Origin of the sequence: Salinicola salarius, assembly GCF_003206135.1 — a bacterium.
GTDB lineage: Bacteria > Pseudomonadota > Gammaproteobacteria > Pseudomonadales > Halomonadaceae > Salinicola > Salinicola salarius.
Genome location: NZ_PZJT01000003.1, coordinates 419676 through 434031, shown reverse-complemented (window position 1 = coordinate 434031; position 14356 = coordinate 419676). Strand labels below are relative to the sequence as shown.

Below are 14356 nucleotides of genomic sequence, written 5' to 3'. Positions count from 1 at the left end.
CCTGACCAGCCTGTCGAGTGTTTCCAGCCAGTCATCCTGGAACGCCACACGACTCTCTAGTGCATCGAGACGCGCTTCCAGGGACATGCGCGAGGTCGGCTCTACCGTGTTAGACTTCCAAGGCTGTGTGTCATCTTTCATTCACGGCACCTTTAGTTAGTGGCTAGTTAATGTAGTTAGTGGCAATAGATTATTGGCAATAGGTTGGTTAGTAAGTAAGTTGATGATATCTAGTAAGAAAAACCGTCCCTGCTCGAGGTCAAGAGTAGGGCGTTTTCCTTGTTCCGACGTCTAGAGATATGAGAATCCATGAATAGCAAGGTAATTCTGCGTTGTACGCTGATCAGTCTGCTCCTCTCGATACCCTCGCCATTGCTGATCGGTCTCTTGATTACGCTGATCAGTAGCATGTTGGCAACCGATCTGACCTGGTTCTTGAACGTGGAAGGCGTCTCGGCCATGTATGGTGCGACGGTAATCGCCGTCTTCATCGTACTGTGGCTGGGTACTCTGGCCATGGCGCTGCTGGCGCCAGCGACTCCGAAAGCGGTCACCGCTGCCATGCTCGCCGATGTCGAAAACGACGACCGTGAGCTGGGCGAGGTCAAATGGTTCAACGTCAACAAAGGCTATGGCTTCATCACCCGAGCCGATGGCGAAGATGTCTTCGTGCATTTTCGCGCGATTCGCGGCAAGGGGCATCGAACCCTGGCCGAGGGGCAGAAAGTGCGTTACCACGTGATCGAGAACGATCGTGGATTGCAGGCGGATGACGTGACCGTCATCACCTGAGCCGGCAACTGAACGATCGATACCCCTCCGAGGCAAAGCCTCCGAGGGGTATTTTTTACTGGATCAACTGCTGGCGAGGGATTCCGGCGGTATCTTGTCGACCCCGGCCCGGGCCTCGGCCTCGACGAACACGCGCTTGACGCTGTCGTGAGCCTGCTTGATCTCGCGGTCGAGCCTGACGATGGTTCGCTCGATCTGCTCTGCGGTAGTGTTTCGAGCGAAACGGACGCTGAGATTGACCAGAATGAAATTAGGCCCCATGTGCATGGTCAGCACTTCATTGACGCCCTCGACGCCATCGGCGCTCCCCGCCAGCTGCCGGATGTTTTCGACCACATTCTGGTTGGCGCTTTCGCCGATCAGCAGGCTCTTGGTTTCCTTGGCCAGCCAGATCGCGGTGCCGCCCAGCAGCAGACCGATGATGACCGAAGCGATACCATCGAACAGCAGAATGCCGGTCCACTGCGATAGCGCCACGCCGACCAGAGCTACCATCAGCCCCAGAAGCGCCGCCGAATCCTCGAAGATCACCACGAACATCGAGGGGTCCTTGCCGCGATGCACGGCCTCCACGTAGCCCCATTTGCCCTTGGTCTTGCGGAATTCATTGAGCGCGAAGGCCCAGGAGGCGCCCTCGAACAGAATGCCCAGGCCCAGCACGACATAGTTGACCAGCGGCGACTCGATCGGCTCGGGGTGCAGGATATGTATCACCCCTTCGTACAGAGAGACACCGGAGCCGATCGCAAAGATCAGCAGCGCGACCACGAAACTCCAGAAGTAGATTTCCTTGCCGTGGCCGAAGGGAAACTGGGGGCTCGGAGGCCGTTTGGCGCGTTTCATGCCCAGCAGCAGCAGAATCTGGTTGCCGGTATCCACCACCGAATGGATGCCTTCGGACAGCATCGCCGAGCTGCCGGTAATGGCCGCTGCCACGAATTTGGTTACCGCGATGAGCAGGTTGCCGCCCATGGCGGCATAGATGACTGGTTTGGACTCCGCCATTCGATTGACTTCCTGTCAGATGGGCCGCATTTCGGCAGCCAGGGCGCAATTAACGGCCTGAATCCGGCCATTCTATGATGTTTTCGCTGCCGTCCGGCAGTACCTGCCAGAAGCGATCGGGATCATCGCCAGGTTGCCAGCCGCCGAGAGAGCAGCGGGCCTCGCAGCCCAGCTCGCCAGCGGCGGCACGTGCACAGTCGGTATCTCTGGGCCAGGGCGTGGCATCGCAATCGAACCACAGACTGGCGTAGCCATCGGCGGCCCGTTCGACGAGCATGATGCCGATTTCGCGCTCGGCGCCCGCCGCCTTGCCACGCCAGATCCCCTTGCCGGCGCGGCCTAGCGCCATCTCCTCGTCGCCCAGGGCAGCCCTGAGCCATCGGGTGATGGCGTCGACGTCAGCGACGGCGAGATAGATTTCGATGTCAGGAAAGCGCTCCATGGGTTCCTCTGGTGAACAGCCGCTCGAGTGTCGCTTCGTAGATGCGGCTCAGGGTATCGAGGTCGTCGGCACGGATGCGTTCGTTGACCTGGTGAATAGTGGCATTGACGGGACCCAGCTCGATCACCTGTGTGCCCAGTGTAGCAATGAAGCGGCCGTCCGACGTGCCGCCCGAGGTCGAGAGCGTCGGCCGGTGTCCGGTGACGCTCTCGCAGGCCTGCTGTGTTGCCTCGAGCAGCTCGCCGGCTGCGGTCAGGAACGGTTCACCGTTGAGCGTCCAGTCGATCTGGTAGTCGAGTCCGTGAGCGGAGAGCTTCCGCTCGACCCGTTCGCGTAGCTGAAGATGCGTCACTTCACTGGAGTAGCGGAAGTTGAACGTCACTTCCAGCTCACCGGGAACGACATTGGTGGCGCCGGTTCCCGCATGCAGGTTGGAGATCTGGAAGCTGGTCGCCGGGAAGAAGTCGTTACCGGCATCCCAGGACTCGTTCACCAGCTCGGACAGAGCCGGCAGCGCCTGATGGATCGGGTTGCGAGCCAGGTGCGGATAGGCCACGTGCCCCTGAATGCCGCGCACCCGAAGCACGCCGCCCAGCGAGCCGCGGCGCCCGTTCTTGATCACGTCGCCGAGATGGCTGGTGGAGGAGGGTTCGCCGACGATGCAGTAGTCCAGCGCTTCATTGCGCTCGCGCAGCCGTTCGACGACCGCGCGAGTGCCGTGGACCGCTGGCCCCTCTTCGTCTGCGGTGATCAGGAAACCGATCCTGCCGTGGTGATCCGGATACGCGGCGACGAAGCGCTCGACTGCCGTCACCATCGACGCCAGGCTTCCCTTCATGTCGGCGGCCCCCCGGCCGCAGAGAAAGCCCGCCTCGTCGATCAACGGCGCGAAGGGCGGATGTTCCCATTCGCTCTCGGGACCGCTGGGCACGACATCGGTATGGCCGGCAAAAGCCAGCATCGGCCCGTGCTGGCCGCGAGTGGCCCAGAAGTTGTCGATGCCGCCGATCGTCATGCGCTCGACCTGGAAACCGATCCGCTCCAGCCGCTCGATCATCAATGCCTGGCAACCATGGTCGTCCGGCGTCACCGAAGGCCGCCTGAGCAGTTCCAGGGCCAGGGCCAGCGTGTCGGAAGGCGCGGTCGTCTGTGACGCGTGAGGCATGTAGTTCTCCAGGGCAGGCGGCCGGTCGGTCCGGATCAATTGTGAGCGTGCAGGGATTCGTTGAGCGCCACGGCACTCTTGTTGGTGCGGCACTCCAGCCGCCCGGTCACCGAGTGGCGAATGAACAGGAGGTCGTCCTGGCCTGCGAGCTCGCGGGCGGCGACGGTCTTGACGGCTTCGCCCTTGTCGTCGAGTACGGTCACCTTGGAGCCGGCAGTGACATAAAGGCCCGCTTCGACGGTGCAGCGATCGCCGAGGGGAATGCCGAGGCCGGCGTTGGCGCCGATCAGGCAGTTCTCGCCGATCTTGATCACCACGTTGCCGCCGCCCGAGAGCGTGCCCATGGTCGAGCAGCCGGCGCCCAGGTCCGAGCCCTTGCCGACGAAGACGCCGGCGGAGATCCGGCCTTCGACCATGCCCGGACCTTCGGTGCCGGCATTGAAGTTGCAGAAACCTTCGTGCATGACCGTGGTGCCTTCGCCCAGGTGGGCGCCGAGACGCACGCGGGCGGTGTCGCCGATCCGGATACCCTTGGGCACGACGTAATCGGTCATCTTGGGGAACTTGTCGACGCAGTCCACGGAGAGTGCACGTCCCGCGAGGCGGGCCTTGAGACGACGTGCCGGCAACTCTTCGACGTCGATGGCGCCCTCGTTGGTCCAGGCGATGTTCTTGAGCAGGCCGAACATGCCGTCGAGCTGGGTGCCGTGAGGCTTGATCAGGCGATGGGAGAGCAAGTGCAGCTTGAGATAGACCTCCGGCACGCTGGTCGGCGCATGATCCTCGTCCAGAAAGACGGCGACCAGCGGACGCTGCGCGTCGGCGAAGGTTTCGGCGATATCGGCCTGATCGGTGGCGCCAGCGTCGCGCAGGGCCTTGGCCAGCGAGGCTGCCTGTTCCGGCAGGAAGCTGACGACTTCCTCGGCCTCGTCAGCACCCAGCGCCTGGCGTGCAGCGGCGACGAGCTTGGCGTCGGGCTGGTGCAGCGGGGCCGGGTAGTAGACTTCGAGCCAGTCGCCCTGACTGTTCTGAGTGCCGATTCCTAGCGCGAAGCTCAGCATCGCAGGTTCCTCATGATGGTTCTCGAAAGGGGTCGTCGAGATGGTTGTCGAAAGGGGTCGTCGAGACGGCCGTGGACCAGGTGCGCCGGGCCACTCAGGACGCCAGCGCTGCGTAGCGGGCAGGGTCGAAGCCGACGATCAGCGTGTCGTCGCTTTCGGGCTTTGCGCTTTGCAGTACCGGGCGCTTGATCAATGTCGGATTGGCGAGCATCAATGCCCGCGCCCGCTCGGCATCCAGCGGCTGCTTGTCCGCGGCATCGAGCTGGCGCCAGGTCGTGCTGCGGGTGTTGAGCAGCGTTTTCCAGTCGGCCTGGCTCAGGAAGGCGTCCAGTTGCCGTGGCTCGAGGCCGTCTTCGCGCAGATCGTGGTAGCGATAGGCGATGCCCTGATCCTCGAGCAGGCGTCGGGCCTTGCGGCAGGTATCGCAGGTCTTGATGCCGTAAACGGTGATGGTCATGCAGCGGGCCGTTGCGCGTCTCTGAAGAAGCGGACGATTATAGGCGTCCGCGCACGGCGGCTCAAACCGCGCCGGTTTGCCGCAGGGTACAGGCCGGGAAAACTTGGCTGGTTCGGCCCGGGCGGTGAGATAATCGGAACCGTCAGGTCGCGCTTGACCTGTGGGTTACACCTCGGTGCTAGTGTCGCATTTTCCCTGGGGAGAGATAACGAATGATGACTTCAAAGCGCTGGATGGCCGGTCTCGTGGCGGCTGGCTCGCTGGTTTTCGCCGTTGGTGGTTTTGCCCAGTCCGGTGGCGGTAATGGGGATCACCAGGTTCACTCCGGCTCGGATATCCATGCCGACCTCAGCGAGGCCGGCGATGCCTATCGCGAGGCGGCGACGATCATGCAGCACGACATGGAGCAGGCGAATACCGGTGACCCGGATGTCGACTTCGCTACCGGCATGCTGGCGCATCACAAGGGGGCGGTCGCGATGGCTCAGGTCGAGCTGGAGTATGGCAATGACCCGGAGATGCGGGCGCTGGCTCAAAAGATCATCGAGGCCCAACAGGCAGAAATAGAACAGATGCAGGCGTGGCTGAAAGCCAACGCCGATCCTGCACCGGTCGATTGACGATGACTGGCCGTCGCTTCGTCTAGCAGCTCGTCCGCCTGGCACGTCATACGTCGAGCACTTCGTACAAGCGCTCGCGCAGGCGTGCCTGGGCTTCCGGGTCGGTCAGCGGCTGGCCGCGCTTGTCGGTGATGAAGAAGACGTCCTCGACACGCTCGCCGAGGGTGGCGATCTTGGCCGCCGACAAGGCGATGTTCTGTTCCATGAAGATGCGTCCGACGCGAGCCAGCAGCCCCGGGCGGTCCGGTGCGATCAGTTCCAGCGAGGTGCGGGCATTGGCGGGATCCTGCTCGATGATGACCTCGATCGGCACCCGGAAATGCTTCAGCTGTCGCGGGGTATGGCGGCTGACGATCTGCGGATAGTCGTCCGGGTCGTCGAGTTCCTCGACCAGATGACGGCGGATCGTTTCCAGTCGTTCCGGATCGCGAATGGCTTCGTCATCGTCATCCAGCAGGATGAAGGTATTGAGCGTCCAGTCGTCGCTGGACGTGGCGATGCGCGCATCGTGGATCGACAGGCCCAGTTGCTCGATGGCGGCGGCCGTGGCGGCGAACAGGTCATCGGCCGAACGGGTGTGGATGAACAGCTTGGTGCCGCCCTCGGTCATGTCCTCGCTGGGCGCGCTGACCAGGATCAGCGGCAGATGATCGTCACGATGGGCGAGAATGCCCTGGGTCTGCCAGACGATTTCGCTGGGCGTGTACTGGAGGAAATAGTCTTCGCCGAAGGTTTGCCAGAGTGCGGTGACACGGGCGATGTCGGCGCCGATGGCCCGCAGCAGGCCCGAGGCTTCCTCGCGGGTCTCGCTGGCCCAGCCCTGGCGATCGACGGTGTTGTCGAGCCCCCGACGCAGTACGCGACGGGTCTCGGTGTAGAGCTGGCGCATCAGCGAGGCGCGCCATCCGTTCCATAGCGTCGGGTTGGTGGCGCTGATGTCGGCGACGGTCAGTACGTAGAGATAGTCGAGATGGGTTTCGTCGCGCACCGTGCGGGCGAAGGCGTGGATCACGTCCGGGTCGGAGATGTCGCGCTTCTGGGCAGTCTTCGACATCAGCAGATGATGCTCCACAAGCCATGCGACCAGGCGTGTATCCCAGTTCGACAGCGCATGGCGCTGGCAGAATTCGGCGGCATCGACCGCGCCGAGCTCCGAGTGATCGCCGCCGCGGCCCTTGCCGATATCGTGGTAGAGCCCGGCGATCCACAGCAGTTCGAGCTTGGGCAGTTTCTGAATCACGTCGATGGCGACGGTGTATTCATCGGTGTCCCGTTCCTCGCGGAAGCGCTGGAGAAAGCTCAGGAGACGCAGCGTATGTGCGTCGACGGTATAGATGTGGAACAGGTCGTGCTGCATCAGGCCGACGGCTTCGCCGAACTCGGGCAGGTACTTGCCCAGCACCCCGTAGCGGTTCATGCGGGTGAGTTGGGTCGGCACATCGCCGCCACTGCGTAACAGTTCCATGAACAGGCTCTGATGGCGCAGATCGTCGCGAAAGGCATCATCGATCAGATGGCGGTGATCGCGAATCTGGCGGATGGTGTCGGCGCGCACGCCTTCGATTTCCGGATGCTGCGCCATCACCAAAAACAGCTCCAGCAACGCGCCGGGGCGGTGGAGAAAGACGTTGGGATGGCGCAGCTGGATGTAGCCGCCCCGGATCTCGAAGCGTGCATTGATCGGCTTGACCTCGAGCGACTCGCCCGCGTGGAGGATCACCTCGTCGAAATGCTGCAGCAGCATGTCGTTGAGCCCCGCCAGCGCGGTGACGTGGCGATAGTAGGCCTTCATGAACTGCTCGACCGCGAGACGCTGCGGCGTGTCGGTGTAGCCGAACAGCTTGGCCAGGGCGCGCTGATGATCGAACAGCAGGCGGTCTTCGGCGCGTTCCGCAATCATGTGCAGCGCATAGCGCACCTGCCACAGGAAGGCCTGGCCCTGGCTCAGAATCCGCAGTTCGGCGTCGTTCATGAAGCCCTGGGCGACGACATCCTCGTAGCGCAGCGGCCCGAAATGACGCTTGGCCACCCAGCCGATCATCTGGATGTCGCGCAGCCCGCCTGGCGCGCTCTTGATGTTGGGCTCGAGATGATACTCGGAGTTGTTGTGCTTGAAATGGCGGGTAATCTGTTCCTGCCACTTTCCCTCGAAAAACGCGGCCGACGACCACATGTGCCGGGTCGACAGCCGTTCCCGCATCGCCTCGCGCAGACTTTCCGGCCCCGCCAGCGTCCGGGTTTCCAGCAGGTTGGTGATGACGGTGATGTCGCCCCGGGCCTCGCGTTCGCAGTCGTTGAGCGAGCGTACGCTCTGGCCGATCTCGAGTCCGATGTCCCAGAGGAAGGTAATGAAGCCGGTCAGCGACTCGCGATACGGCGTGTCATCGTCGGTGCCGAGCAGCAGCAGCAGGTCGATGTCGGAGTAGGGGTGCAGCTCGCCACGGCCGTAACCGCCGACGGCGAGCAGCGCGACGTTGTCGTCCGGCCAGTCGAATCGCTCCCAGGCAATTTCGAGCAACCGATCCAGGCACCAGGCGCGACCGTAGACCAGGTCGCGCACGTCGGCACCGGCGCGGAAGCGCTCGTCGAGACGCTCCCGGATCGTCCTGAGGGCCTGTTTGAACAGCGGGATCGGTTGACGATCCCGCGCCAGCGTCTCGCGAAAGGCCGTTGCATCGAATAGCGTCGGGTCGGGGTGAAAGCGATAGTGATGCAGCAGCATGCGACGTGCGTCTCCGATGGCGAGGCGTTGGCTGGTCGATCAGGACGCCAGGAAGCTGAAGTCTTCGTCGGAGCGGGCCGTCAGGACTTCCACGCCAGTGGCGGTCACCAGCAGGGTATGCTCCCACTGTGCAGACAGGCTCTTGTCCTTGGTCACGGCTGTCCAGCCATCCTTCAAGACCTTGGTGCGATAGCCGCCGGCGTTGAGCATCGGCTCGATGGTCAGGCACATGCCTTCGGCGAGTTCGACATCGGCCTCCGGAGCATAGCCGTCGTAGTGCAGCACCTGCGGTTCTTCGTGGAAACCGGCGCCGATGCCGTGGCCGCAGAAGTCGCGCACCACCGAGTAGCCGGCTTTCTCGGCGTGTGCCTGGATGACGCGGGCGATGGTCGATAGCTTGACGCCTGGTCGGACCTCGGCGATACCTTTATATAGGCTCTCCTGGGTGATGCGACACAGGCGCTCGCCTTGGATCGTGTCGCCGATCACGAACATCATGCTGCTGTCGCCGTGGTAGCCGTCCGGTGTCTTCACGGTCACGTCGATGTTCATGATGTCGCCATTCTTGAGCTTCTTGTCGAAGTCCGGAATGCCGTGACAGACCACGTGGTTGATCGAGGTGCAGATAGACTTGGGAAAGCCGTGGTAATTGAGCGAGGCGGAGATCGATCCGAGTTCCTGGACCACGAAGTCATCGCAGAGCTTGTCGAGTTCGCCAGTGCTGACGCCTGCCCGCACATGGGGCGTGATCATTTCCAGTACGGCGGCGGCCTGGCGTCCGGCTTCGCGCATTTTCTCGATTTCTTCGGGGGTCTTGCGTGGAATGTTCATGCGCTCTCTCGATAGGGGCGATAGGGTGACGAGTCGTTGCGGGCGTCGATGGGTGGCTTTCCCTGGCGTAGAGGGTTGGACGACCGGCGACTTCATCTTGCGTGCGTTCTATGGTATAAATCCGCGCGCTCGACTGCAATTGCCCTGTCTTCGGGGCAGGCAAAGTGGCATGCGATATGCATCATGTCGTTGCCATCACGATAGTCGAGCCCGTAGCGACGGGGCTTTCCCATGATTGCCACGTCATCAAAAACACACACGCACCGACACATGGTCCCGGGTGCCGCGACGGCTTGGCCGAACGGTCGGATCCATGGGGTGTGTGGAGGCCTAACCCGATTCTTCAGGAGTCATCATGGCACAAGTCAATATGCGTGACCTGCTCAAGGCAGGCGCACACTTCGGTCACCAGACCCGTTACTGGAACCCGAAAATGGGTCAGTACATCTTCGGTGCCCGTAACAAGATCCACATCATCAACCTCGAGCACACGCTGCCGGCACTGCTGGAAGCGACGAGTGTCGTCGAGAAGATGGCCTCTTCCAACAACAAGATCCTGTTCGTCGGCACCAAGCGTTCCGCCAGCAAGATCATCAAGGAAGAAGCCAATCGTGTGGGTCAGCCGTTCGTCAACCATCGCTGGCTCGGCGGCATGTTGACCAACTACAAGACCATTCGTCAGTCGATCAAGCGTCTGCGCGAACTCGAAACCATGCGCGAAGACGGTACGTTCGAGAAGCTGACCAAGAAAGAAGTCCTGATGGCGACTCGCGAGCAGGACAAGCTCGAGCGCTCCATCGGCGGCATCAAGGACATGGGCGGCCTGCCCGATGCGCTGTTCGTGATCGATGTCGATCATGAGCGCATCGCGATCAACGAAGCCAACAAGCTGGGCATTCCGGTGATCGGTGTGGTCGATACCAACTCCAATCCGGACGGCGTCGATTACGTCATTCCGGGTAACGACGACTCCATCCGTGCCATCCAGATCTATGTGCAGGCGATCGCCGATGCCTGCGGCAAAGCGAAGGAAGGTCGCCCCGACGAGTTCGTCGAGGTGAGCGAGACAAGTGAGACAAGCGACGCCGCCCAGTAAGCAAGAAGGAAGCGGCATCGAGTCTGCGCTGAGCATGCTCCCGCAGAGTGGCAGTCGTTTGCCGATCTCGGCGCAGATAAAAGGGGGCTTATAGCCCCCTTTTTACACTTACACCCGGAGCGGTGCGCTTTGGCGCCGCTCGTCAGACGAAACACGATTCTCAGGGGTAGAACATGGCAGCTATCAGCGCTTCTCTGGTCAAGGAACTGCGTGAGCGTACCGGTCTCGGCATGATGGAGTGCAAGAAAGCACTGACCGAAGCCGACGGTGATATCGAGCGTGCGATCGAAGATCTGCGCAAGAACTCCGGCTTGAAGGCCGCCAAGAAGGCAGGCCGTATCGCCGCCGAAGGCGCGATCCTGACTCAGGTCGCCGAAGACGGCAGCTGCGCCGCGATGCTGGAAGTCAATTCGGAAACCGACTTCGTCTCTCGCGACGACAACTTCAAGGGTTTCGCCGCTAAGGTTCTGGCCAAGGTTTTCGAGACCAAGTCCGAAGACATCGCCACGATCATGGAAGGTGAACTGGAAGACGCCCGCAACCAGCTGGTGCAGAAGATCGGCGAGAACATCTCCGTGCGTCGTGCGGTCGTCGTTGAAGCACCGGAAGGCGGCGTCGTCGGTGCCTACGTCCATGGTGATCGTATCGGCGTGCTGACCGTTCTCAACGGTGGCAACCCGGAAGTGGCCAAGGACATTTCCATGCACGTGGCCGCGATCAACCCGGTCGTCGCGCGTCCGGAAGACATGCCGCAGGCGCAGCTGGACAGCGAGAAGGCGATCATCCTGGCGCAGCCGGATATGGCAGGCAAGCCGGCGGAAATCGCCGAGAAGATGGTCCAGGGCCGTCTCAAGAAGTACCTGGCAGAAAACAGCCTGACCGAGCAGCCGTTCGTCAAGGATCCGAATCAGACCGTCGCGGCATATGCCAAGGCTGCCGGTGGCCAAGTCGTCGGGTTCACGCGCTTCGAAGTCGGTGAAGGCATCGAGAAAGAAGAAGTCGACTTCGCCAAGGAAGTGATGGAACAGGCTCGTCGCAGCTGAGTTTCCTGTAATGCCTGGGGCCGAGGGTCAGGTATCATCGTCTGATCTGGCCCCATTGATGGCGTGCGCGAAAGCGCACGCCATCGCGTATCCGGCAGATGAGAAGTGCATCTGTCATGACCTGCCGAACCCGACTCGTCAAACCAGGAGAGAGCGTCATGCCTGAAGTCATCGATCGACCCAACAAGCCCAACGAGCGTGGCGATAAGTCTGAACGTGGCGATAAGTCAAAGTACAAGCGCATATTGCTGAAGTTGTCAGGTGAAGCGCTGACCGGTGAGCAGGACTTTGGCATCGATCCCAAGGTGCTCGATCGCATGGCGCTGGAAATTGGTCAACTGGTGGGCATCGGTGTTCAGGTCGGAATCGTGATCGGCGGCGGCAACCTGTTTCGGGGTGCGGCGTTGCATGCGGCGGGCATGGAACGGGTCACCGGCGATCATATGGGCATGCTGGCCACGGTGATGAACGCACTGGCGATGCGCGATGCGCTGGAGCGCTCCAACATTCGTTCGCGGGTGATGTCGGCAATCCCCATGAGCGGTGTCGTCGAGCACTATGATCGGCGTACCGCGATTCGCTATCTCACGTCCGGTGACGTGGTCATCTTCTCCGCCGGTACGGGTAACCCCTTCTTTACGACCGACTCTGCTGCCTGTCTGCGAGGCATCGAGATCGACGCCAATGTGGTGGTCAAGGCAACCAAGGTCGATGGTGTCTATGACAAGGATCCGGTCAAGCATCCGGAAGCCGTCAAGTACGAGCGTTTGGGCTACGATGACGTGCTGGACCAGAAGCTTGGCGTCATGGATTTGACCGCCATCTGCCTGGTACGGGACCATGACATGCCGGTTCGCGTCTTCGACATGACCAAGCCTGGGGCGCTGTTGAATCTGGTAGTCGGTGGGCGAGAAGGCACGCTGATTGATTGAGGTTTAGGACATGATCGACGATATCAAGAAAGACGCTAGCGCGCGCATGAAGAAGAGCCTGGAAGCGCTCCAGAACAACTTCCACAAGATCCGTACCGGTCGGGCGCACCCGAGCATTCTGGATGCGGTGATGGTGGAGTATTACGGCAGCAACATGCCGATCAACCAGGTTGCCAACATCACGATCGAAGACGCTCGCACTCTGGCGGTAACGCCCCGGGAGCGGCCGATGGTGCCGAAGGTCGAGAAGGCGATCATGATGGCCGACCTGGGGCTGAATCCTGCCACGGCGGGCAACGTGATCCGGGTTCCGATGCCGCCGTTGACCGAGGAAACGCGCCGCAACTATATCAAGCAGGCGCGTGCCGAGGCCGAGAATGCGCGCGTTGCGATCCGCAGCATACGCCGTGACGCCAATGGCGACCTCAAGACGTTGCTCAAGGACAAGGAGATCAACGAAGACGAGGAGCGCCGCGGCGAAGAGGAAATCCAGAAGCTGACCGACAAGCACGTCGCTGAAATCGATCGGCTCCTGGAAACCAAGGAACACGACCTGATGCAGGTATGAGGATCGGGGCGCCCGGGCTCGACAGGGGTCGGGCGCCACTGTCCACCTGTCTTGCGAGCTATCATGACAGACATGCAGTCGCGTGACGTTCAAGCGATGTCGCCGATGCCTCGCCACGTGGCGATCATCATGGACGGCAACAATCGCTGGGCGCGCGCCAGAGGGCTTTCCAGCGCGCAAGGACATCGTGCTGGCGTCGAATCGCTGCGTGCGGTCATTCGACGTGCGGCAGAGCAGCGAATCGAGACGCTTACGCTCTTCGCCTTTTCGAGTGAAAACTGGCGCCGGCCCTCGGCCGAGGTCAGCGCGCTGATGGAGCTTTTCATGCTGGTGCTCAAGCGCGAGGTGAAAAAGCTCCACGAGAACGACATTCGTCTCAGCATCATTGGCGATCGTCAGCGTTTCTCGTCGTCTTTGCAGAAGTCGATGAGTCGTGCCGAAGCACTGACCCGCGACAATACGGGGATGCATCTCGTGGTGGCGGCCAATTACGGTGGTCGCTGGGACATCGCTTCCGCCGCACAGCGCCTGGCGCGCAAGGTTGCCGAGGGCGTGATGAGTCCCGATGCCATCGACGAGACGGCGCTGGATCGCGAGATATGCCTGAGTCAGGAACCACCGATCGATCTGTGCATTCGCACCAGTGGGGAGCAACGAATCTCTAATTTCCTGTTATGGCAGCTTGCCTACGCGGAGTTCGTGTTTGCGCCGGAGCTGTGGCCCGATTTCGATGGTGCGGCTTTCGATGCAGCGCTCGAGACGTTTCAGCAACGTCAGCGTCGTTTCGGCATGAGCCAGCAGCAGATCGAGGCCCAGGGTGCTTAAGCAGCGCATACTGACGGCGCTGGTATTGGCGCCTCTGGCACTCGGTGGCCTGTTCGGGTTGTCGGGGGGCGGCTTTGCGACGTTTACCGCCCTGGTGCTGCTACTTGGGGCGTGGGAGTGGGCGCGTCTCGCCGGGTTCGATGACGTCAAGTCGCGGCTGCTCTACACCGCCGGCCTCGGGCTGTTGCTGTTGATTGCCTGGTGGGCGGATTGGATGCTGGATCGCTGGCCACTATGGATCGGCGCCATGGGCTGGTCGATCAACGCCTGGTGGGTTTCGCGCTATCCCCAGAAGACTGAACAATGGCAGCCGCCGGCGCTGCGCCTTGGCATGGGAGCCTGGGTGCTGTTGCCTTGTTGGGTCGGGCTCTACCAGTTGCGGCAGGACGGTAGCGAGTGGCTGCTGTTCGTGCTGCTGCTGGTCTGGGTGGCAGACATCGGCGCGTATTTCGCCGGTCGTCGCTTCGGCCGCCGCAAGCTGGCGCCGCACGTCAGCCCGGGCAAGTCCTGGGAAGGCGTCTATGGTGGCTGGGTAGCCGTGGCAATCCTGGTCTTCATCTACTCTGCGTGGCTCTCGCTCGACAGTCGTCAGACGCTGGCCTTGCTGGCCGTGGCGCTGGTCGTCGCGTTCATTTCCGTCATCGGGGATCTACTCGAAAGCATGCTCAAGCGCTTTCGTGGCCTGAAGGATTCCAGTCGTCTGCTACCGGGTCACGGTGGCATTCTCGACCGTATCGATAGTCTGACCGCTGCCGTTCCGCTCTTCGCTTTGATCCTCCCCTGGCTGGGATAGCACG

General features: G+C 61.8%; 15 protein-coding genes. 8 read left to right on the top strand and 7 right to left on the bottom strand.

Annotated features, from left to right (window positions below; genetic code table 11):
- The first annotated feature begins 309 nt into the window (after positions 1–309).
- A complete protein-coding gene (locus tag DOM32_RS18210) occupies positions 310–792 on the top strand; it encodes a cold-shock protein (RefSeq protein WP_110631810.1) in 483 nt (160 codons plus the stop codon).
- A gap of 63 nt (positions 793–855) precedes the next feature.
- Here DOM32_RS18210 and DOM32_RS05170 read toward each other — a convergent pair whose 3' ends face one another.
- From DOM32_RS05170 to DOM32_RS05150, 5 genes are all read right to left on the bottom strand, one after another.
- Positions 856–1797 carry a cation diffusion facilitator family transporter gene (locus DOM32_RS05170; RefSeq protein ID WP_110631806.1) on the bottom strand — a complete coding sequence of 314 codons (942 nt, stop codon included), beginning with the start codon at positions 1795–1797 and terminating at the stop codon, positions 856–858.
- Positions 1798–1846: 49 nt separating this feature from the next.
- Entirely contained in the window at positions 1847–2239 is a 393-nt protein-coding gene (locus DOM32_RS05165) for a hypothetical protein (protein ID WP_110631803.1), read from the bottom strand.
- Positions 2223–3404, bottom strand: a complete 1182-nt coding sequence (dapE, locus tag DOM32_RS05160; protein ID WP_110631800.1) for a succinyl-diaminopimelate desuccinylase — start codon at positions 3402–3404, stop codon at positions 2223–2225. Before dapE ends, DOM32_RS05165 begins: the two co-directional genes overlap by 17 nt.
- A 35-nt stretch (positions 3405–3439) precedes the next feature.
- Positions 3440–4465 carry a 2,3,4,5-tetrahydropyridine-2,6-dicarboxylate N-succinyltransferase gene (gene dapD, locus DOM32_RS05155; RefSeq protein WP_110631797.1) on the bottom strand — a complete coding sequence of 342 codons (1026 nt, stop codon included), beginning with the start codon at positions 4463–4465 and terminating at the stop codon, positions 3440–3442.
- 94 nt (positions 4466–4559) lie between these two features.
- Positions 4560–4922: an ArsC family reductase gene (locus DOM32_RS05150; RefSeq protein ID WP_071231807.1), complete on the bottom strand. Its 363-nt coding sequence runs from the start codon at positions 4920–4922 to the stop codon at positions 4560–4562.
- 212 nt (positions 4923–5134) lie between these two features.
- Here DOM32_RS05150 and copM point away from each other — a divergent pair, with 212 nt between their 5' ends.
- Positions 5135–5542, top strand: coding sequence for a CopM family metallochaperone (gene copM, locus DOM32_RS18205; protein ID WP_277354940.1), 408 nt, complete (start codon positions 5135–5137; stop codon positions 5540–5542).
- Between the two features lie 46 nt (positions 5543–5588).
- Here the strand turns inward: copM and DOM32_RS05140 are convergent, their stop codons facing one another.
- Positions 5589–8264: a [protein-PII] uridylyltransferase gene (locus tag DOM32_RS05140; protein WP_110631795.1), complete on the bottom strand. Its 2676-nt coding sequence runs from the start codon at positions 8262–8264 to the stop codon at positions 5589–5591.
- Between the two features lie 39 nt (positions 8265–8303).
- On the bottom strand, positions 8304–9095 hold the full coding sequence (map, locus tag DOM32_RS05135) for a type I methionyl aminopeptidase (protein ID WP_071231809.1): 792 nt from the start codon (positions 9093–9095) through the stop codon (positions 8304–8306).
- 355 nt (positions 9096–9450) lie between these two features.
- Between map and rpsB the strand changes: the two genes are divergently transcribed.
- The 6 genes from rpsB to DOM32_RS05105 all read left to right on the top strand — a co-directional run bounded on the left by rpsB (position 9451) and on the right by DOM32_RS05105 (position 14352).
- Positions 9451–10191, top strand: a complete 741-nt coding sequence (gene rpsB / locus DOM32_RS05130; protein ID WP_071231810.1) for a 30S ribosomal protein S2 — start codon at positions 9451–9453, stop codon at positions 10189–10191.
- A gap of 173 nt (positions 10192–10364) precedes the next feature.
- Entirely contained in the window at positions 10365–11234 is an 870-nt protein-coding gene (gene tsf, locus DOM32_RS05125; RefSeq protein ID WP_110631792.1) for a translation elongation factor Ts, read from the top strand.
- Positions 11235–11392: 158 nt separating this feature from the next.
- Positions 11393–12166 (top strand): UMP kinase, encoded by a 774-nt coding sequence (gene pyrH, locus DOM32_RS05120; protein ID WP_244179812.1) that lies wholly within the window; start codon positions 11393–11395, stop codon positions 12164–12166.
- Between the two features lie 10 nt (positions 12167–12176).
- A complete protein-coding gene (gene frr / locus DOM32_RS05115; RefSeq protein ID WP_110631790.1) occupies positions 12177–12734 on the top strand; it encodes a ribosome recycling factor in 558 nt (185 codons plus the stop codon).
- A gap of 63 nt (positions 12735–12797) precedes the next feature.
- On the top strand, positions 12798–13559 hold the full coding sequence (gene uppS / locus DOM32_RS05110) for a polyprenyl diphosphate synthase (RefSeq protein ID WP_071231814.1): 762 nt from the start codon (positions 12798–12800) through the stop codon (positions 13557–13559).
- Positions 13552–14352: a phosphatidate cytidylyltransferase gene (locus tag DOM32_RS05105; protein ID WP_110631787.1), complete on the top strand. Its 801-nt coding sequence runs from the start codon at positions 13552–13554 to the stop codon at positions 14350–14352. The genes uppS and DOM32_RS05105 overlap by 8 nt, the downstream gene beginning before the upstream one ends.
- The last annotated feature ends 4 nt before the right edge of the window (positions 14353–14356 follow it).